General features: G+C 37.8%; 21 protein-coding genes. 9 read left to right on the forward strand and 12 right to left on the reverse strand.

Features of this window, described 5'->3' with window-relative positions; all coding sequences use genetic code 11:
• Positions 1–56: 56 nt before the first annotated feature.
• On the forward strand, positions 57–746 hold the full coding sequence (locus HDC90_RS08475; RefSeq protein ID WP_086547960.1) for a response regulator transcription factor: 690 nt from the start codon (positions 57–59) through the stop codon (positions 744–746).
• A gap of 90 nt (positions 747–836) precedes the next feature.
• Here the strand turns inward: HDC90_RS08475 and HDC90_RS08480 are convergent, their stop codons facing one another.
• The 5 genes from HDC90_RS08480 to HDC90_RS08500 form a co-directional block, all read right to left on the reverse strand.
• Entirely contained in the window at positions 837–2099 is a 1263-nt protein-coding gene (locus HDC90_RS08480) for a metallophosphoesterase (RefSeq protein ID WP_184465531.1), read from the reverse strand.
• Between the two features lie 55 nt (positions 2100–2154).
• Complete coding sequence (locus HDC90_RS08485; RefSeq protein ID WP_184465532.1) at positions 2155–2901, reverse strand: AAA family ATPase; 747 nt, start codon at positions 2899–2901, stop codon at positions 2155–2157.
• Positions 2902–2907: 6 nt separating this feature from the next.
• Positions 2908–4395 (reverse strand): sigma 54-interacting transcriptional regulator, encoded by a 1488-nt coding sequence (locus HDC90_RS08490; RefSeq protein ID WP_184465533.1) that lies wholly within the window; start codon positions 4393–4395, stop codon positions 2908–2910.
• A gap of 156 nt (positions 4396–4551) precedes the next feature.
• Positions 4552–5649, reverse strand: a complete 1098-nt coding sequence (locus HDC90_RS08495) for a VWA domain-containing protein (RefSeq protein ID WP_184465534.1) — start codon at positions 5647–5649, stop codon at positions 4552–4554.
• Positions 5650–5928: 279 nt separating this feature from the next.
• On the reverse strand, positions 5929–6810 hold the full coding sequence (locus HDC90_RS08500; RefSeq protein WP_184465535.1) for a carbohydrate kinase family protein: 882 nt from the start codon (positions 6808–6810) through the stop codon (positions 5929–5931).
• Between the two features lie 93 nt (positions 6811–6903).
• Between HDC90_RS08500 and HDC90_RS08505 the strand changes: the two genes are divergently transcribed.
• Positions 6904–7329, forward strand: coding sequence for a DUF4440 domain-containing protein (locus HDC90_RS08505; RefSeq protein WP_184465536.1), 426 nt, complete (start codon positions 6904–6906; stop codon positions 7327–7329).
• A gap of 218 nt (positions 7330–7547) precedes the next feature.
• Here the strand turns inward: HDC90_RS08505 and HDC90_RS08510 are convergent, their stop codons facing one another.
• The 7 genes from HDC90_RS08510 to hemW form a co-directional block, all read right to left on the reverse strand.
• Complete coding sequence (locus HDC90_RS08510) at positions 7548–8162, reverse strand: sugar O-acetyltransferase (protein ID WP_184465537.1); 615 nt, start codon at positions 8160–8162, stop codon at positions 7548–7550.
• 102 nt (positions 8163–8264) lie between these two features.
• On the reverse strand, positions 8265–9143 hold the full coding sequence (locus HDC90_RS08515; protein WP_167297210.1) for a cupin-like domain-containing protein: 879 nt from the start codon (positions 9141–9143) through the stop codon (positions 8265–8267).
• A gap of 128 nt (positions 9144–9271) precedes the next feature.
• The gene (locus HDC90_RS08520) at positions 9272–10057 is read right to left on the reverse strand and encodes a DUF3050 domain-containing protein (protein ID WP_184465538.1); all 786 of its coding nucleotides are present in this window, start codon (positions 10055–10057) and stop codon (positions 9272–9274) included.
• Between the two features lie 58 nt (positions 10058–10115).
• Positions 10116–10997 (reverse strand): cupin-like domain-containing protein, encoded by an 882-nt coding sequence (locus HDC90_RS08525; protein WP_184465539.1) that lies wholly within the window; start codon positions 10995–10997, stop codon positions 10116–10118.
• Between the two features lie 206 nt (positions 10998–11203).
• The gene (locus HDC90_RS08530) at positions 11204–11755 is read right to left on the reverse strand and encodes a fasciclin domain-containing protein (RefSeq protein WP_184465540.1); all 552 of its coding nucleotides are present in this window, start codon (positions 11753–11755) and stop codon (positions 11204–11206) included.
• A gap of 226 nt (positions 11756–11981) precedes the next feature.
• Positions 11982–12764 (reverse strand): SDR family oxidoreductase, encoded by a 783-nt coding sequence (locus tag HDC90_RS08535; protein ID WP_184465541.1) that lies wholly within the window; start codon positions 12762–12764, stop codon positions 11982–11984.
• A 69-nt stretch (positions 12765–12833) separates the two neighbouring features.
• Positions 12834–13967, reverse strand: a complete 1134-nt coding sequence (hemW, locus tag HDC90_RS08540; protein WP_184465542.1) for a radical SAM family heme chaperone HemW — start codon at positions 13965–13967, stop codon at positions 12834–12836.
• A 177-nt stretch (positions 13968–14144) separates the two neighbouring features.
• Between hemW and HDC90_RS08545 the strand changes: the two genes are divergently transcribed.
• The 7 genes from HDC90_RS08545 (at position 14145) to gldM (ending at position 21012) form a co-directional block, all read left to right on the forward strand.
• Entirely contained in the window at positions 14145–14603 is a 459-nt protein-coding gene (locus tag HDC90_RS08545; protein ID WP_184465543.1) for a mobile mystery protein A, read from the forward strand.
• Positions 14594–15190 (forward strand): mobile mystery protein B, encoded by a 597-nt coding sequence (locus tag HDC90_RS08550; RefSeq protein ID WP_184465544.1) that lies wholly within the window; start codon positions 14594–14596, stop codon positions 15188–15190. The genes HDC90_RS08545 and HDC90_RS08550 overlap by 10 nt, the downstream gene beginning before the upstream one ends.
• 90 nt (positions 15191–15280) lie before the next feature.
• Complete coding sequence (locus HDC90_RS08555; RefSeq protein ID WP_184465545.1) at positions 15281–16258, forward strand: DUF4271 domain-containing protein; 978 nt, start codon at positions 15281–15283, stop codon at positions 16256–16258.
• A gap of 14 nt (positions 16259–16272) precedes the next feature.
• On the forward strand, positions 16273–17043 hold the full coding sequence (locus tag HDC90_RS08560) for a uroporphyrinogen-III synthase (protein WP_167297202.1): 771 nt from the start codon (positions 16273–16275) through the stop codon (positions 17041–17043).
• Positions 17044–17267: 224 nt separating this feature from the next.
• Positions 17268–18593 (forward strand): SUMF1/EgtB/PvdO family nonheme iron enzyme, encoded by a 1326-nt coding sequence (locus HDC90_RS08565; RefSeq protein WP_184465546.1) that lies wholly within the window; start codon positions 17268–17270, stop codon positions 18591–18593.
• Positions 18594–18633: 40 nt separating this feature from the next.
• Positions 18634–19437, forward strand: coding sequence for a gliding motility protein GldL (gene gldL / locus HDC90_RS08570; RefSeq protein ID WP_184465547.1), 804 nt, complete (start codon positions 18634–18636; stop codon positions 19435–19437).
• A 42-nt stretch (positions 19438–19479) separates the two neighbouring features.
• On the forward strand, positions 19480–21012 hold the full coding sequence (gldM, locus tag HDC90_RS08575; RefSeq protein ID WP_184465548.1) for a gliding motility protein GldM: 1533 nt from the start codon (positions 19480–19482) through the stop codon (positions 21010–21012).
• Positions 21013–21014: the final 2 nt, after the last annotated feature.

Here is a 21014-nt window from a genome sequence, read left to right on the forward strand (position 1 = left end):
TTAATTAACCTTCAAATATTGCAACGTTTCAACATTACAATGTAACACACACATAAATGTCTAAAGAAGTAAAAATATTAATTGTAGAAGATGATGAAAATCTTCGCTTTCTTGTGGCCCACCGTTTAAAGGCTGAAGGTTATACTGTGCTCGAAGCAAATGATGGCGAAGCTGGTGAAAGAATGATTTTAGCCGATCAGCCTGATATTGTTTTATTGGATTGGATGATGCCTGGTAAACAGGGCGCAGAAGTTTGCGAGAATGTGCGCAAGCAGGGTTTCGAAAACCTGATCATTATGATGACGGCCAAAGCACAGGATGTGGATAAAATTGATGCCTACAACTTTGGCGCATCTGATTATATCACCAAACCATTTAATATGGATGTTTTGGTTGCGATGCTGGAGAGTAAGGTGAAGTTTATTGTGAATAAAGATACTGCCGAAATTCATCGTTTTGGCAATATGGAACATCATCCAAACATCCATACATTATTCAGAGATGGAAAGAAAATCGAATTAACGATATTGGAAAACCGTATCCTCCTTTATTTCTTACGTAATCCTGGTAAGGTAATCAACCGCGATGAACTGATGTTGGTCGTGTGGGGTTATAACTCTGATGTAAATACACGTACGCTTGATATGCACATTGTACGCTTACGTAAGAAGATAGAATTAAATCCGGATAATCCGCAGTTGTTACAAACCGTGAGGGGCGTAGGTTACCGCTTTAACGCGGGATAAGATAATGATTGAATTCTTGAGTTTTGAATGAGAGAATGTTTAAGCGTAATGCCCATTCTTTCATTCAATCATTCTCTCATTTAAAATTATCTAAGCTCTCTTCAAAGTAAAAATAGTTATCTCCGGTAAAATGCCAACCCTGCCAGGATAACCTAAAAAGCCATAGCCCACATTAACGTAAAGCTGTTGTTTTTGCTCTTGATACAAACCTGCCCATTCTTTATAAATGTATTGCACCGGACTCCATTGGGCTGCTTTAAAACGGACGCCAAACTGCATTCCGTGCGTATGCCCACTAAACATGGCATCTATTTGCGGGTATTTTTTCAAAACCTCTCCGCGCCAGTGCGAAGGATCGTGACTAAGCAAAAGTTTAACTGGTAAATCATCCGTGTTTTGAACGGCCAGTTCCATTTTTCCATATTTAGGAAAGCGGCCCATACCCCAGTTTTCAATTCCTAAAATCCCGATTTCTTCTCCGTCTACTTTTAATCTCCGGTTTTCGTTCATGAGTAAGTCGTAACCCATTACCTTATGTACATCAACCATATCTTTCAGGTTTTTTACCTTGGCAGGAGATGATTCCTTTCCAAAATAATAATCACCATAATCGTGGTTGCCTAATGATGAATACACACCGAGTGGTGCTTTTACTTTTGAAAATATATCCTGGTAATCTCTTACTTCATTAGTAAGGTTGTTTACTAAATCGCCTGTAAAAAAAATAAAATCAGGCTTTTCACCCAATAACATTTCTACACCGCCTTTTACAGCCGTTTTGTTATAAAAGCTACCAGAGTGGATGTCAGAAATCTGACCCATGGTAATACCGTCAAAAGCCTTGGGTAGGTTAGGGAGGATTAAATTTACCCGTCTCACCTGGTAATCGTATGCGCCAGAAATAATACCCCAACTTAGGGAAGTTAATGGCACAGCTGCTGCCACCAATCCGGCTTTAACCAGAAACTCAGAGCGCGAAATGGAATCTGCAGTTGTAGATTGTGCTGTTTGTGGTACGGTTGAAATTTCAGCTGTTTTATTTTTCCTGAAAATTTTAATAAACAACCTGCGTAAATCATCAAGTAACAAAAAAGGCAACATGGCCAATTTACAAGCTACGGTTAAAAAGAAGGCCACTAAGATAATAGCCCTCAGCGTAAGGAAAAGATTGAGGTAAATGCCACAAAAAACACCGATGATCAGTAATGTGCTATAGGTCCAATAGGCAATAGCAAATGCCTTTCTCGTATTTGGTTTCCATTTTTTAAAAACAGCAATAATGGCCTTAAAGCAGTAAATATCAAATGCGATAATGAAAATGCAGGCAGCAATAATGAAAGGTAATCTTCCCATATGATCGGGTTATTCGATTTAAGTATAAAAACAAGGCAGATTTAATCTGACTAAATTAAGTATTTGAAGTAAATATATTATCTAATATTCGCTGAGGATGATCTAAAAAGGATTTATATACCCGATAAACTTCCGATTCCTCGTATTTAACCTTAGCTATTTTATTTTCAGCCATTTCATATATCCAAGCATTGGGGTAGGACAATAAGATCGGAGAGTGTGTTGCGATGATAAATTGCGCATTTTTGCCGACCAAATTATTGATTTTAGATAACATGGCGATTTGTTTGGTAGCAGAAAGTGCTGATTCTGGCTCATCCAGTATATAAACACCATGGCCGCTAAAACGGTTCATAAATACCGACCAAAAGGATTCTCCGTGCGATTGTTCGTGTAAGGAAATACCGCCATAAGAATCTATAATTTTTGGTCCACCAGGTTCCTCATCTAGCTTATCAATCTCGCTTGCAACATTGTAGAAACTTTCTCCCCTTAAAAAATAACCGTCTTTAATTTGTTTAAACCCTTTAGTTATACTGAGGTAGTTGTGCAAAGCAGAATGTGTTGCCGTACTTTTAAAGTTGAAATTCTTGCCCCCACCTTCTGCATTAAAACCAAGATAAACTGCGATAGCTTCAATGAGGGTCGACTTTCCAATGCCGTTTTCGCCAGTAAAAAAAGTAACATTAGGATGGAAGTCTAACTTTTCAAAAGATTTTAAGCATGGGATATTAAACGGATATCCATTAGGAAGGTGCTCTTGTTTTAACCTTAATGATAAAAGATATCCGTTAAATTCCATTAATTCTTATCTGAAATCGTCTTCATCCTCCTCTTCGTCAAATTCGGCATTAAATAAACTGCCAAACATATCAGAAAAACCAAAGCCACCATTTAAATAGTTTTTGCTCAATTGCGAATATTCAGCTAAACCATGTAATACGAATTCCATTAAAAGTAAGGTTTGGTTCTCGCTTAATTTAGGATGAAATTTTTTAACCAGATCGTATAAACTCGGTACCAGCATCAGTGCTTTTTTATACTGTGCATTGGTTAACGCATCGGTAACATCAACATTATTACCTTCGGTAAACCACTCGGTTACTTCGGTGTAAGGATTAGCGGTTTTGCTTTTTTTAGCCTTTTCAGGATCGGGGAAATAACGGGCGAATAAGGTTTTAACTGCTTTGCCGATTAAGGTAGTGGCTACATGTGCCGGCCCTTCTAATTCACCTTCGTAAACCAGTTCTATTTTACCAGTAATGGCAGGGATAATTCCTGCCAGATCGGATAAACGTACGAAAGTATTTTTCTCGCCTGCAATCAACATTCTTCTTTCGGCGGTGCTGATTAAATTTTCGTATGCAGAGATGGTCAACCTGGCCGATACACCAGATTTTTGATCGATGTATTCACTTTTACGGGCTTCAAAAGCAATTTGCTCTATCAGGTCTTTCACTAGCCCATCGGCTTCAATATTTGCTTTTTGATCTGCCGTTAATTTTGCCTCCTGAAAAGTAATTTTGCGCGAAATTTCGATGGTTTTAGGATAGTGGGTCAAAATCTGACTTTCAATCCTATCTTTCAAAGGTGTAACAATGCTTCCGCGGTTGGTATAATCTTCAGGGTTTGCGGTAAATACGAACTGGATATCTAAAGGTAAGCGCAGTTTAAAACCACGAATTTGAATATCTTTCTCCTGTAACATATTAAATAACGCAACCTGTATACGTGCTTGTAAATCAGGAAGCTCATTAATCACAAAAATGCTTCGGTGTGCACGGGGAATTAAGCCAAAGTGGATTACACGCTCATCATTATAGGTTAATTTCAATGTAGCGGCTTTAATGGGGTCAACATCGCCAATTAAATCTGCAACGGTAACATCGGGTGTAGCCAGTTTTTCAGTATACCTTTCGCTGCGGTGTAACCAGGCAATTTCGGTATCATCGCCTTTTATGGCAATTTCGTTTTTAGCATACCATGAAATTGGATTCAAGGGATCATCAAAAATCTCACTTCCGGCAACATACGGTACATACTCATCCAGTAGGTTTACCATTAAACGGGCAATACGTGTTTTAGCCTGTCCGCGTAATCCCAGTAATAAAATATTATGACGCGATAAAATGGCTGTTTGCAGTTCCGGAATTACCGTTTCATCGTAGCCAATAATGCCTTCAAATTCGGTTTTTTTATCACGCAGAACTTTAATCAGATTTTCCCTAAGCTCTTCTTTTACAGATCTCGATTTATATCCTGTGGTTTTTAATTCGCCTAATGTGGTGTTTTGCATCTTTTAAAATAGGTTTAAGGTTTAAGGTTTAGGCTTTAACGTTGCAGCGCAAACTCAATCACTAAATCTTCCCTTGTTTAAATGTTTTCCAATACCGGTTAGATAGGTCTTTTGGCTTTAGGTTTTAATTTAAACCTCCACCTTTTACCCTCTACCTTATTTAACTGTCTTACGTCTGTTCTTAATATAATCTTCGAAAATGTATTCGCCCAAACCATTTAAGGAGCTATAAAAAGCCCTGCCGCCATTAATTTCGGTAAACTGGCGAACAAATTGTTGCAGGTAAGGGTCTTTGGCAATCATAAATGTTGTAATCGGGATCTTCAGCCGCTTACATTGGGCAGCCATGTTTAAAGTTTTGTTAATTACCTTCCTATCCAAACCCATGCTGTTTTTGTAGTATTTGCCATTTTCCTTTAAGCAGGTCGGTTTTCCGTCGGTAATCATGAAAATCTGCTTGTTATGCGTTTTCCTTCGACGGAGTAAATCTGCAGCCAATTCTAATCCTGCATAAGTATTGGTATGGTAGGGGCCAACCTGTAAATAAGGCAGGTCTTTTACGCTAATTGGCCATGCATCATTTCCGAAAACCACAATGTCTAAAGTATCTTTAGGATACTTCGTTTTAATCAACTCGGCTAAAGCCATGGCAACTTTTTTGGCAGGGGTAATCCGGTCTTCGCCATATAGAATCATCGAATGCGAAATATCTATCATCAATACGGTAGAAGTTAAGGTTTTAAAATCCTTTTCCTCTACTTCCAGATCACGGTCAGTTAAGGTGAAATCGCCTATACCATGGTTAATCTGTGCATTATGTATAGAAGCAGTCATATCAATCTGATCCAAACTGTCGCCAAAGTTATATTCACGTCTATCGGCATTTTTTTCTTCACCAACGCCTGATTGATTACTATTGTGATTTCCGCGCCCTGATTTTTTTAGTTTCCCGAAAATCTCATCAAGGGCCGATTTACGGATCGTCTGTTCGGTTTTGGCTGTAATTTTAAATTCTCCCGATTGATTGTCTTCCGTTAGGTAACCCTTGTCTTTCAGGTCGTCAATAAAATTACCGATACCATAATCGTTATTGGTTAATTTATATTGCTTGTCGAGCTCGTTCAGCCAGCTTAAAGCCTCTGCCGCATCTCCAGCGGTATAATTCAGCAGTTCGCTAAATAATTTCAGCAACTCATCAAACCCACCCTTAGGCGTATCGCCTGGCTTATAATCAGAAAAACGAAAACCTCTCATGTGCTTGTATTAACGATTTATCGAAGATAAAAGTTTCGCTTTGTATAAATTTAAGCGCGGTGTCATATTTGGAGCGTAAATTAAGGTAAACTGGAAACTGTCAAACTGATTAGGGCGTTACCCAAGCTGCGCAAGGGGCGGGCTTTTCAGGGCTGCGCTGCGCTCCGGTGCCGATGAAGGATCGGCACTGAACCCTTACAATCCCTAACGCACCCCCCCCCACCGTTTTAGAAGTGAAAATTCCGTGTCAATCTGTGTTTCCGTGGCTAAAAAATAAAACTAACCCAAGGCCATATGGTAAATCTTTTTATTATAATCAGGGTTTGCGCCCGGTTGAGAGGCCACAAAGGCCCCAACTTTACAGGCATTATCCAAAGTGGTTTCCATGGGGTAGCCTTGTAGGTAACAAGCAATAAATGTAGCTAAGAAGGCATCTCCTGCACCAACAGTATCAGCTACCTGTATCTTGTAGCCAGAATGTTTAAATAATTTTCCATCCTTTAAAACACAGGCACCCTTATCGCCAAGTGTAAGGCAGATTATTTTAATGTTAAACCGATTAGAAAGTTGTTTTAAAAGTTGTTCATCTGTATTACCACTTAAGCCAAAAGATTCTTTCACCCATAAAATTTCATCTTCATTTATTTTTAAGATATCCGCTTTTGCCAAAAGCTCATCAATTAATTCTTTGCTATAAAACGGGGCGCGGAGGTTAATGTCGAATATTTTAGTCTTGGCATTTTCTAAAAGTGTAAGAATGGTTTTTTTAGATTTTTCTTCCCTGCAGGTTAAACTACAGTATACTAATGCATCTGCCTGTTTTACGGCTGCTATATTTTCGTCGGTAATTTTGATATCATCCCATGCCACAGGTTGTTTAATGGTATAAGTAGCCTGATGATTTTCGTCTAGCTGCACTACAACGGTACTGGTTGGTAATTCAGTATTTAGTTGAATCAGATTAGTGGCAAAATGGTTGCTAGCTAGAAAACTGAATAACTCTTTTCCGTTTTCATCATTGCCTATGGCGCTAATAAAGCTACTCTCTATACTTTGTTTATGTAAATTAAGGGCAACGTTCATGCTCGAGCCGCCAGCTTTTTTACCTTCCGGGAAAACATCCCAGAGTATTTCGCCAATTGTGATTACTTTATTTTGCATAGAAGATTTATAGATATGTAAATAAAGAATTTTTACGCATGGAACAAAATAATTTGTTTCATATCTTTAATTTTTACCTCAACTTAAATAACCATGAAAAGAATACTCGTAATTGCATTATTTTTAATTTCCTTTAGCACTTTTGCTCAAAATGCGAAAGATAAACAGGCCATACTCAATTTACTCGAAAAGCAACGTACAGATTGGAACAAAGGCGATGTTGAAGCCTTTATGCAAGGTTATGAAAAATCAGACAGTTTACTTTTTGTAGGTAAAAACGGACCAACTTATGGCTGGCAAAAAACATTAGATAATTATAAAAAAGGCTACCCGGATAAATCTGCAATGGGGTTTTTGGTATTTGGGATTAAAAAGGTAGATTTTTTGAAACCTGATTTGGCTTTTGTGTTGGGCAGTTGGAATGTTAAACGAGAAAAGGATGAACTTAAAGGATATTTTACCTTGTTAATTAAAAAAATTAAAGGCGAATGGAAAGTAGTTGTTGATCATAGCAGTTAAGGATGTGGAATGAAAAATGGATGTGGGAGGCAGAGTTACCTTAGTAGCGAAGCTCCTCTGTTCGTCATTTCGAGCGGAGTGCAACGAAGTCGAGAACCCGCAGGCTCTGCGAAGCAAAATCTCTCAATATAGATCTCTCCATTTCACTGCGTTCCAGTCGAGATGACGCCGTTTTTTAAGTTTTTAAGTCCTGCTAAAGATAGGGAACGATGATTTATTTATTCGCCCAACTTAAAATCCTTATAATAATAATCCTTGTCTGCATCGGTTAGCTGGCGGATTACCCTGCACGGATTTCCGGCGGCGAAAACATTATCCGGAATATCTCTGGTTGCAATACTGCCTGATCCGATTACCACATTAGATCCTATTTTGACACCAGGATTAATCACTACATTTCCACCAATCCAAACACTGTTGCCAATGGTCACTTCTTGTGCCCATTCATATTCCTGATCGCGTAAATGTGCGTGGATAGGATGCCCTGCAGTATAAATAGCAACGTTTGGAGCAATAAAAACGTTATTACCAATGCGAACCTTGGCACAATCTAAAATAACCAGGTTAAAGTTTGCATAAAAGTGATCGCCAATTTCGATATTGTAGCCATAATCGCATCTAAACGGTGGCTCTACATAAAACATTCTTTCTGTTTTCCCGAATAACCTTTTCAATAACTCTTTACGCTGTTTGATAAATTTTGGTGCGAGGTTGTTAAACTCGAAAACGATTTCACGGGCTTTTAATCTTTCTTTCGAAAGTTCTTCGCCGCCAGCCAGATAAGCTTTGCCAGCCAACATTTTTTCTTTTTCGCTAAAGATATTATTTTCCATCTCGGTATCTGATTTTTATTTCTCGGTGTTTAATTGCAATAATAACAAGAAACGGGGCTATCGTAACCGATGCCCCGTTGTATTTTAATTTTTAGTGCCTTTTTATGGTCTGCCTTTAGCTAAAGCCCTCTCGGCAATTTTAACTGCTTTTTTCTCTCTCCAGTTTGCATATTTTTCCTTGAAAGTCATTTTAATCAAACTATCAATTGCGCCATGGGTAAATAAGCTCCAAACACTGGCTACTTTGCGCGAAATTGATTGATCCCATGCCCTCAAGCTTAAAGAGAATGAACCATCCAAGTATTTCATCCAGTGCCACATTCCGGTTGGCATAAATAAAGTATCGCCATGCTCTAAGAAAACTTCATAACCTTCTACACCATTAAGTGCCGGGAATTTTTCGAAATCAGGGTTGGCTACATCATAATCTTCTAAAGCATAAGTTGCATTTGGCAGGCAATACAATCTGTCTTTCCATTTATTGTCGAACAAAACAATATGTTTTCTGCCACCAAAGTGTGTATGGAAAATATGCGGTAAATCGATATCGTAATGTAAAAAGGTTACGGAGTTAGAACCGCCAAAGAACATTGCAGGCATGCTTTCAATGAAACCGCCCATTAAATCTTTAGGGATTTTTACATCGTTGATTAAACTCGGTACTTTTTTAAACAGATTAAAAAAGAATATGCGCAGTTCCGTTGGCTCGCGTTTAATTAGGTCAAGGTAATCGCCAAATTTCATATGCGCCGTAGCTGCATTAATCGGTTTTGATGGATCAGCTTTAGAGTTGTCGTAAAGTGGAACCTCAAGCTCGCCACCAATTTCCTTTAAATATTCAGTCGTCCATTTTTCTCTGGCAGGCCAGTCTTTGGTTAGGCCCCTGATTACTAACGGACGTTTAGTTTTCAGATAATTTTTCTTAAAATCTTCGGGAGTAATGCTCTCAACGATATCAACAGGTTTTAAAATGAAACTCATGCGCTTAAAATCGGTTATTTGTGCCGAACAACAAATGTGTAAATTTTATTTTATAAAATTGATGCTAGCAGGTAAATGTGACTAAAATCACGTAATCTAAAATTAGTAAATACTTAACAATTTAATAATTACGCCTCAACTTTATTTTTAACAATTTCGGCATAGGCCGCGTCCCACAGGGCTATCCTTTTTTGTAGCGCCTGTTTTGTGGTTTCTTCTGCTTCAGCCCAAAAGGTATCATCTTTTTCACAAAGTTTCTCCGTCATGGAGAGCGCTAAATGGCTGTGGTGATCGCCATCTACTTCTATATGGCGCTCCAAGTAGTATTTAAAGATCGAAACGCTATCGGCCTGGGCGCTATTCAAGTCATTTACCATGCTAAAAAACATGTTTGGAATTAAATCCTCGCGACCAAAAGTAAAACTTGCTGCCTGCAAATGTGTTTTTCCACTGTTAATGGTTTCGAAAGTAGCATTAACAAAATCTTTTGCAGTTGCGGGTACTTCAGCAATTTCAAAAGCCTCTTTAAAGCTTTTCCCGTTTTTTAGTTCCTGTAAAAAGATATTGATAGGTTTTGTATTTGCGCCACATTGCTCCATTGCATCCAGGTAGAGTTCAAAGTGGCTCTTTATGGCCCCATTAGCATCTACATCCGATTCTTCGCCTGCAACAATTTCATTGATCAATTGTCGGGTAACAGGATCGCCTACCGGAAACCAAGGTAGTGTAGTACAGGTTAAATTAATTTGTAAGGCTTTAAGCAGCGACATGAAATCCCAAACGGCAAAAATATGGTGTTCCATAAAAATCCGAAGATCTTCTATTTCACTAATGGCCGAATAAACTTTATGGCTAATAATTTCTTGCCTTAGTGGTTCTATCTCTTGCTGAATTTTTATAATGTTATGATGCATATTGATTTTGTGTTAGGAGATTGGCGTCCAAACCTCATCCTATCGTTAGCTTTTATTCTTATTTTGGTAAATTCTTCTTTAGTGCTCTGCTCGCTCTTTTAACTGCAAGTTCCTCTTTCCAGTGCATATACTTTTCACGGTAGTTTGCTTTCATAAAGTCGTCAAATTTACGCTGTAAAGTTAAGTTATACAAGCTTTTTGCTTTCACGCCCCAGCTTTTATCCCATGCCCTTAAACTAATAGAAAAAGATCCATCCAGGTATTTCATCCAATGCCAGTATCCGGTTGGCATAAATAAGGTATCGCCATGTTCTAAAAAAGCTTCGACACCCTGAACGCCTTTTAATGCGGGGAATTTATCAAAATCAGGGTTTTCCACATCATAATCTTCTAAGGCATAAGTGGCATATGGAATCTGATACAAACGTTCTTTCCATTTATAATCAAATAAGATCACATGTTTTCGCCCATTAAAGTGCGTATGGAAAATGTGCGCCAAATCAATGTCGTAGTGTAAAAAGGTAACCGAACCTTTACCGCCGAAGAACATATTGGGATAGCTATCCAAAAAACCGCCCATTAAATCTTTTGGTGCGATGTAATCTTCCAGTATCTTAGGTGCAAATTTTATCGGATCGAACAAAAAGATACGCAGATCGGTTGGTGTTTCTTTAATCAGATCTATATAGTCGCCAAATTTCATTTCGGCAGCAGATGCATTTATAGGTTTAGAAGGATCGGCTTTAGAACTGTCGTAAAGCGGAACAGTTTTATCGCCAACAACTTCTTTCATGTATTCCATTGTCCATTTTTGGTAAGCAGGCCATTTTTTGGCCATATTTTTTATTACCAAAGGTTTACGTGGCTTAAGGTAGTTCAGCTCGAAATCTGATTTAGATATGTCTTCAACTACATCTATCGGAGATAAATTGAATTTCATGTTAAAAAACTATTAATGCAGTAAAATTAAATAGTTAAAAAACAGTAAACATTATAAATGCGAAAACTTGAAAAACAACTGACAATTCATCAAAAAAAGTCAGAAAGTATGTTTAACTATAATAAAAATGCCCCTACGTTTAAGAGAGGGGCATTTGTACCATAATCACGGATGTGATATATGTTTTAATAAGGATATCTAAAATTTTATTTAGGCATTAAGACGGTATCAACAACATGGATTACCCCATTTTTTTGATAAACATCTGCAATTGTTACGGTGCTCATTCCTCCCTTTTCATCTTTTAACACTAATTTTTTGCCTTCCATCCAAGCCCAAAGTTTACCACCTTGCACAGTTTTAAGTTCTGCTTTGCCACCACCAGCTTTAATTGCTTTTGCAATTGCTTTGCTGTCCATTTTACCGGCAACAACGTGGTAAGTTAAAATCTTGGTAAGGGTTGCTTTGTTTTCTGGTTTAACCAAATTATCAACAGTACCTGCAGGAAGTTTATCGAATGCAGCGTTGGTTGGAGCAAAAACGGTAAAGGGACCTGCACTTTTTAAAGTTTCTACCAAACCTGCTGCTTTAACTGCTGCAACCAGGGTAGTGTGGTCTTTCGAATGTACAGCGTTGTCTACAATATCTTTAGTTGCATACATTGCTGCTCCACCAACCATTGGGTTTTTTTGAGCGTAAACCTGAGTTGTGAATGCCATTGTAATTACGGCAAATACGGCTAAGATTAAATTTTTCATTATTTCTAATTTTTAAGTTTCTGTTATTTGATTCCATTTACGATAGCGTACAGATACTTGGTTTTTAGAAATTGAAATTATTGTTTAATTTATTGATTATTAGCTATTTAATTTTATTTTTTTTACTTTGTAAAAGTGCTGTAGTGATTCTTCGGATGGACTAGCCCCTAAGCCACATCCTTTATAAACTTAGCCGATTACGCTTAACACCCAGCGTCAAACACTTCTAATTCACCTTCGCCGTTCTTACTTTTTTAGAAAAAAGCTTAGGGAAAAAGCGTTTTAATAAGACTGCCCTGGTTTCTTTTCCGCCAATATAAACCTCTTCCTTTTTGTTCCTAATGGCCAGCACAATTTGTTTTGCACATTCAGTAGGTGTCATGGCATTTTCATGTGCATCGCCCATTTTATTTAAGGGCTTGCCATCTGCAGTAAGCGCATTGTAGGTTACATTTGTTTTGATAAAACCTGGACAGATGATGGTAATATCGATGTTTTTATCGTAAACTTCCGATCGGAGTGAATCAAAATAACCATGCAGCGCATGTTTAGAAGCTGCATAAGTGGAACGGAATTTTGTACCGAATTTCCCAACAAGACTGCTAATTACAACGATCTGCCCAGCACCATTGGCAATCATCAAAGGCAGAACCGCTTTACTCAGTGCAACCGTTCCCCAAAAATTGGTATTCATAATCTGTTGCTCTGTTTGCAGGTTGGTTTCTAATGCTAAACTCCGTTGACTTACACCACCGCTATTGATCAGTAAATCTATTTTTCCAAAAATACGGATGGCATCGGCAGCCTTGTTTTCCAGTGTAGTTGTTTCACTCAAATCGAATGGTAAAACATGTATATTAAAAGAGTTTTGGCAATTTCCTTTTACCCTGAACAGTTCATCGCGATTCCTTCCCGAGATGATTAGCTTATTGCCAGCTTTAAAATACTCATATACCAAGGCTTCGCCAATACCTGATGATGCACCTGTAATCCATACAATTTTTGACATAATATATAATTATTGAATTAGAGAATGATAAACTCGTAAAAAAGCATCCACTCACTCTAATTCATTCCTTCAATCATTCTCAACAATGAACAATTCCGAAGCAATATGATCGGCAAATAATTTTCCGTTTTGACTTAAATAAATATTATCTCCGTCAGCCACTAGCCAGTCTTTATCTCCGAAATTTTTAAGGTTGTGTTTTGTTTCTGTTAAAAAGTCTTTCCCGAAATCGGTATTTATTTTTTGTAAATCAGTTCCCCACATCGTTCTTAACGAAGTCATAATGTATTCGTTAAACCTGTCGTTTAAACTCAGTTCCTCAACAATTTCAGGAAGTTTGTTGTGTCCCAAAGTTTCTATATACAAGGCGTTATTGGCAGGGTTCATGTAGCGGTTTTGACCGTTAAAGCCGTGTGCGGACGGGCCAATGCCAATATAATCTATTCCTTTCCAGTAATTGGTGTTATGTACGGCATAACGGTTCGGTTTAGCAAAATTCGAAATTTCATAGTGCTCAAATCCGGCATTTACCAGTTTATCCATCAAAATTACAAACTGAGCGGCACTTTGGTTGTCATTTATGGGGGCTTGTTTTTTATTTTTTATGGTATGTGCTAAAGCTGTCCGTGGTTCTACCGTTAAGGCATAGGCCGAAATATGCGGAACCTCAAGCTCAATTGCTTTTTGGATATTGTTTAGCCATTTCTGATCCGTTAGCAAAGGATAGCCATAAATTAAATCGAGGGTTAAGTTTTCAAAACCGGCGTCCTGACTTCTTCTGATGCAATCTTCCGCTTCTTGTGCCTGGTGAGCCCGATTCATCCAGATGAGGTCTTCATCATAAAAAGATTGAATGCCTACACTGAAACGGTTAACAGGTAGCTGTTTCAGTTCTTTTAACTTCTGGGCGGTTAAATCGTCTGGATTGGTTTCGATGGTAATTTCAGCATTTCCATCAACCGAAAAAGTGTGGTTAATGGCATCGAAAATTTTTTGTAAAGCCGCCTGAGATAAAATAGAGGGCGTTCCGCCACCAAAATAAATACTTCCAACCTGTCCGCCAATCCGGTCTTTTTTCATTTTGATCTCTTTGCAGATCGCATCAACCATTTCATCAGCATATTTTAAGGAAGTACTGAAATGAAAATCGCAATAGTGACAGGCCTTTTTGCAAAACGGAATATGGATGTAAATACCAGACATTGGAGCAAAGATAGCGAAGTTAATTTTTCTTTATTGTCATAAATATAGAGTTAGCCAATGTATGTAGGTTATGCTGAGATAGAGTAAAGTAATAGCTTTACTTTATTTTTGTTTTTGTAAAGTAATAACTTTACTTTTGTATTAATAAGGTAAAGTAATAGCTTTACTTTTAGTGTTATGGGAAAGAAATCATTAATGCTGCAACAGCTAAATAGCAAACTTTTAAGTTTTGCAAATTTGAGCCGAATTGCAATTCCACCAAATGGTTGGATTAAAGCAATCCGAAATACCCTAGGTATGTCTATGCAGCAATTGGCTAATAAATTAGCGATAAGTAAACAAGGAGTTTTAGACATAGAAAAAAGAGAAGCCGATGGTTCGATTACCATAAAATCTCTTAGGGAGCTGGGTAGGGTTTTGGATATGGAACTGGTTTATGGTTTTGTGCCTAAAGATGGATCGTTAGAGGCAATGATTGAAAAAAAGTCAAATGAATTGGCTACAAAAATTGTTCTCCGTACTTCAAATACTATGCAATTAGAAGACCAGGGTAATTCTAAAGAAAGGATTGAGAAAGCCATAAAAGAAAGGACAGAAGAAATTAAAAATGAAATGCCTAAAATTTTATGGGATTAGATTTGAACTATATTGATGGGCAAACCCCTTTAGACGAAGACGAAAAAGAAGGTCTGCTCATCTCTACTGTTGCAACCAGAGAAGAACTCGACGAATTCGAACAACAAAATATCGAAGAAGCGATAAAATGGACACTAAGCAAAAAGTTTAAACCAGAAAAATTATTAGATGAAGCCTTTATTAAAGATATACATAAGCGGATGTATAAAGATGTTTGGAAATGGGCAGGGGCATTCCGCAAAACAAATAAAAATATTGGTGTAGATAGATGGCAGATTACCGTTGAATTAAAGAATTTATTGGAAGATACTAAGTTCTGGATTGAAAATAATACATATTCTCCGGATGAAATAGCTATCCGCTTTAAACATCGGATAGTAAGCATACATTGTTTTTCTAATGGAAATGGCAGGCACAGTAGGTTATTGGCAGATATTATTGTTGAAAAATTATTTCATGAAGAGGTGTTTACCTGGGGAGCTGAAAATCTTTCTAAGGAAAGTGAGAATAGGAGAGGATACCTTAATTCATTGAAACAGGCAGACAAAGGCGATTACACAGCACTTCTTTTGTTTGCAAGGTCATAACAGATCTTCGTATTCATCAATCCATTTATTTTCTTTAGGTAAACAATGATTATTCACCTACTTTTGCATCCTTAAGTTTTGATTTACAGCATGCCGAAATTTATTTTTTTCTTGTTTGCGTTTGTATGGTCTGCTAATTTTGTAGCGGCACAAGAAATTCCTGTTCAAACAGATAGCGTAGCCGTAAATCAATATCAGTACCGAAGGTACCGGCCCGATTCGGCAACACTCGCCAGACAGAAATTTTCGACCGATTCGCTGGTTCACCATACCTGGGTGCTTCCTGATAGTTTAATTAATAAGGGAGCTTTACTTGATACTATCGAAAAGGAATATCTTTTTCCTAAACTCGATCTACTGGCCTGGCAAAAGAAATACCAGCACCTAAAGAAAAGGGCGAATCCGTATCAGCTTGGCACAAAAATACCAAAAGGCAATGTTGGTTTGCTGGGATTTATTTTTGGTATGCTCATCATCTTTGCGATTCTAAAAAATGCTTTTTCGAAGCAATTATCGGCAATCGTTCAATCGTTTTTTAGCAACAGGATCTTGAATAATATTAACAAAGAAGATAACCTCTTTAGTTCGTGGCCATTTTTATTGCTTTTTGTGCAGTTTGGTTTCGTTTTTGGAATGTTCTTTTTTCTGGTTGCGCAGTGGAATGATATGTATCAGGCTAAAGATGGGTTTAAGTTCTTCTTCAGTATATCCATTACCATAATTGTTTTTTATGCCCTCAAACTGGTTCTTTTACGCTTTTTGGGATACTTGTTTAATGTACAGAAACCGGTGGGCGAATACATCTCTATATTGTACCTCAGCTACTTCAATGCATCACTGCTATTTATCCCCCTGGTTGTTGCTTTTGCGCTATCGCCACTTAAATACGGCGCGATATATATCGTGTTGGCATTCTTGTTGTTAGGCATAATTTTTGCATTTCAATTATTAAGGGCAGGAATTACAATACTTTCTAATAATAAGTTTTCTAGAATGCATTTAATTTTGTACTTTTGCGCCCTCGAAATATGTCCTATCCTAATACTAATTAAAACGATAGGGCTGTAGCAGGAAAAAGGAAAATGCAAGAAACGAACGACTCTAGAATCCGCAAAGTAAAAAGTATTTTGGTTACTCTACCAAAACCTGAAACAGAAAAATCTCCTTATTACGATTTGGCCAAAAAACACAATTTAAAAGTTGATTTTAGGTCTTTTATTCACGTTGAAGGTGTACCAGCAAGAGACTTTAGAAAGGATAAGATTAATCTGGCCGATTTTACAGCAGTAATTTTTACCAGTCGCAATGCAGCAGATCATTTTTTTAGAATCTGTGAAGAAATGCGTTATGAAGTGCCAGCAGAGTTGAAATATTTCTGCCTGTCTGAGACCATTGCTTTGTATCTGCAGAAATATATTCAGTATAGAAAGCGTAAAATCTTTTTTGGTAAACAAACTGCTGCAGATTTAGCAGAGGTGCTAAAAAAACATGCAAACGAGAAGTTTTTATACCCTTGCTCTGATATGGCTACTGAAGACACAATGAAGTTTTTGGAAAAAAGTGGGTATAATTTTACACCTGCCGTTTTGTTTAGAACAGTAGTGAGCGATCTGTCTGATCTGGCTGAGGTGTTCTACGATGTTATCGCCTTTTTTAGTCCGTCAAGTATCCAGTCATTGTTTAAAAATTTCCCCGACTTTAAACAAAATAATACCCGAATTGCTGCTTTTGGAACCAACACGAGTAAGGCCTGTACCGATATGGATCTGATAGTGGATATTGCAGCGCCAACCCCAGGCGTTCCATCGATGACGATGGCCATCGAAAATTACATCAAAATATCTAATAAATAATACGATAAATAATTTATTCTAAGTCAGTACAATAAATGCGTAACTTTACTGTTAGTAAGAGAGTTACGCATGTTATTGAATAAAATATAAGGTTGTTAGAAGATTGTTAATCTAACTTTAATTGCCTTTAAGTAATGATTTAACGTAAAATATTTGCTTTTGTAGATAATTTCAGTGATTTTTGATAAAATTGCTCCTAATCGTGCTGTGCACACTATAAAAATATGAAGAAAATCTACTTTCTAGCTATTGTAGGTATAACTGTAATGCTAGCAAGCTGTGGCCATGGCGGCCAAGGCGAGCTGGTTGGTGCTTATAACCGAAAATTTAAAAACGATAGAATCCCACTAGGAATGGTTTATGTGCCACCAGGGCATACCCCGCTGGGAGGATCGGATGAAGATATTACTTTCTCGCAGAATGGGCCAAGTAAAATGGTTACCATTAGCGCGTTCTTTATGGACCAGACCGAGATTTCCAATGCAGAATACCGCCAGTTTACCAACTGGGTACGCGATTCGATTGCAATTGTGATGATGGGCAACCCGCAACAATTTATGATTACGCCTAAAGGAAATGCTGCAAATGCTGTTGGTGGGGAAAAATACATCGACTGGAAGAAAGTTGGCCCTAATGGAGCCAATATTTGGCGTAATAAAGGAAGGGGTGCAGCTGCTGCCCAGGTTAGCCAGCTAGATGGTATGTATTATTCAGGTTTAGATGCACTTCCTGGGAAGAAAGAATTAGATGTTCGTAAATTCGAATATTCATATGCTGAATTAAATATGGAGAAAGCTGCGTTGGGGCATAAAGATCCAAACAGCAAACGCCAAGATTATATCGATCGGTATACCATTGCTATTTATCCTGATACCATGGTATGGAAAACAGATTATTCTTATTCACAAAACGATCCAATGGTGCGTGGTTATTATAACCACCCTTCGTATGACGATTATCCTGTAGTTGGTGTAAGCTGGGAGCAGGCAAAAGCATTCTCGCATTGGAGAACAAGGTTATATGATGGTGTTGCTACAGCACGAAAATTACCTGCAGGATCTAGATCAGACTATAGACTACCAGCTGAAACTGAATTTGAATATGCTGCAAGAGGTGGTAATACCAAAACCAAATATCCTTGGGGAGGCCCTTATATTAGAAACACAAAAGGATGTTTACAGGCTAACTTTAAACCAGGCCGTGGCGATTATTCGAGCGATGGTGGTATTTATACGGTAGGTGTAAGGTCGTATTTCCCTAATGACTATGGTTTGTACAACATGGCAGGTAATGTTTCCGAATGGACATTAACAGCTTACAATAAAGGTGCGAGCCCATTATTGCACGATTTGAATCCAAATTTTACTTATGATGCCGGTGCAACTGATAGCAAATACAAAAAGCGCAAAGTAGTAAAGGGCGGTTCATGGAAAGACACTGGCTATTTTCTTCAAAATGCAGTAGCAACATACGAATATCAGGATACACAAAGATCATATATTGGTTTCAGATGTGTTTCATCTTATCCTGGTACCGACTTAAGACATTAAACCAAACAAACTAAAAACTAAAGAAAAACATCAAAATTTTATGGCAGCAAAGAAACAACCAGGCTGGTTACACGTAGCGATTTCATGGGGAGCAAGTATTGTAATTATTGGAGCGTTATTTAAAATTCTACACATTGGTGGAATTATGGGTAACTATATGATCGGTCTTGGTCTTGGGGTAGAGGCGTTTTTATTCTTTTTAACAGGATTTTTTCCACCAGAGCCAGAACCAGCTTGGGAAAGAGTTTATCCTGAACTAAAAGCTGATTTTAAAGGGGAATTGCCAACTGCATCGGCCAGGCCAGTTGCAGCTACAGCGTCTAATACAGCTGCTTTGGATAAAATGTTATCAGATGCTAAAATCGGTCCTGAACTGATTGAAAGTTTAGGCTCTGGTTTGCGTACTTTTGGTGATAAAGTGGCAACAATATCCAATGTTGCAGATGCATCTACAGCAACCAACGAATTTACTGGAAAAATTAAAACAGCTTCTGCTGGTTTCGATAATTTAAGTGCATCTTTTGATAAAGCCACAGCTAATTTGAAAGCAATGGGCGAAAGCGCTGTAGATTCTCAGGCTTATCATGATCAAGTAAACAATTTAGCCAAAAATTTATCAGCATTAAATGCAGTTTATGAACTGGAATTACAAGATTCTAGCGCGCATCTAAAATCGATGAATAAATTTTATTCAAATTTATCATTAACCATGCAAAACTTTAACGAATCGATGGAAGATTCGAAACAGTTTAAAGAAGAGGTGGGCAAGTTGGCTAAAAACTTATCATCGCTTAATGCAATTTATGGCAATATGTTATCGGCTATGAACAGCCCACGTGTATAATTTGTTTAGTTTTTAATTTTTAAAAGAAAAGCTACATCAAATATGGCAGGCGGAAAAGAAACAACAAGGCAGCGGATGATCAATATCATGTATTTGGTATTGCTGGCCATGCTCGCCTTAAACGTATCAGATACCATTTTAGATGCATTCAAAAATATCAATGATAGTTTGGATACTTCTAAAAACAATGTAAATACAAGCATTAATCAGTTATTTTCTGCCTTCGAAAATTCGAAGTTGAAAGAAGAGCCAGCTCGTGCACAGCCAATTTACGATAAGGCAAAGGAAGCACAGAAGGCCGCTGATGACTTAAATAATTATATTGAAAGCATTAAAAAAGAATTTACCAAGGCAGGTGATGGAATTGATCCGGAAACTGAAGATTTGGTAAATAGATCAAATCAGGATATTGCACAGAATATCATGATTAATCAAAAAAAAGCAGATGAGTTGAAAAAGAGAATTAACGCCACACGCGAAAAATTAATCTCTTTGTTAGACAAAAATGATAGAGCGAATGTTTCATTCTCTCTTGAAGCTAAAGATCCTGCAAGAAAAAGAAAAGGAAATTGGCAAGAAACTTACTTTGGTGAGGGCACGCCTTTAACTGCTGCAATGACGATTTTAACAAAACTGCAAACAGATACTAAAAATGCTGAAGCAGAGGTAGTTAAAAAATTATTCGGAAACATGGATAAAGCACAGGTTAATTTGGATCAATTTGCGGCAGTTGCAGTAGCACCTACTTCTTATGTAATTCAAGGTCAGCCTTATACTGCTGAAGTATTTTTAACAGCCAGCGATTCGAGATCAACTCCTGATATTACCGTTAACGGAAGTAAATTATCCGTTAAAGATGGTAAAGGGACTTATAGCGGCGGTACAAGCAGTGTTGGTCAGTTTACATGGGTAGGTACGGTTCGTGTTCGCCAAACTGATGGTCAGGTAAAAGAATACAAGACTCAACCACAAACTTATCAAGTTGCAAAACCGTCAGCATCTGTTTCTTCAACGAAACTGAATGTAATTTATGCCGGTATTCCCAATCCATTTACAGTATCAGCGGCAGGTTTCCCACTTGAAAGTATTCGTGCTTCCATTTCTGGAGGTTCAATGTCTGGTGGTAATGGGAACTACAATGTTAATGTTCCAGGAAGCATGGTTGGTCAGGAAGTATCCATCAATGTATCGGCAAGTAATGCAGGCAAAACCGTTAGCTTAGGCTCACAAAAATTCAGGGTGAAAGGCATTCCAGCACCGGTAGCTAAAGTTGGTGGTCGTGCTGGAGGCGATGTGGCTTCAGTACAGCTAAAAAGCGAAAGTGAAATTGAAGCAGATCTGGATGATTTCCCTTTCGATGTTAAGTTTAAAATACTACGTTATAAATTAACAATTATCAAACCGCGTTCTGATGCCGTTACCATTCCGGGTAGTGGTGGAAGCTTCGCTGGGGCGGTTAAAGGTGCAATAAACTCAATTACACCAGGTACAAGAGTGTTTTTTGAAGATATTGTTTCTGTAGGACCAGACGGCCGTCAGAAAATTTTGCCTTCATTAGCGTTTAGTGTAAAATAAAA

The organism is Pedobacter sp. AK013 (assembly GCF_014205835.1).
Taxonomy (GTDB): Bacteria; Bacteroidota; Bacteroidia; order Sphingobacteriales; family Sphingobacteriaceae; genus Pedobacter.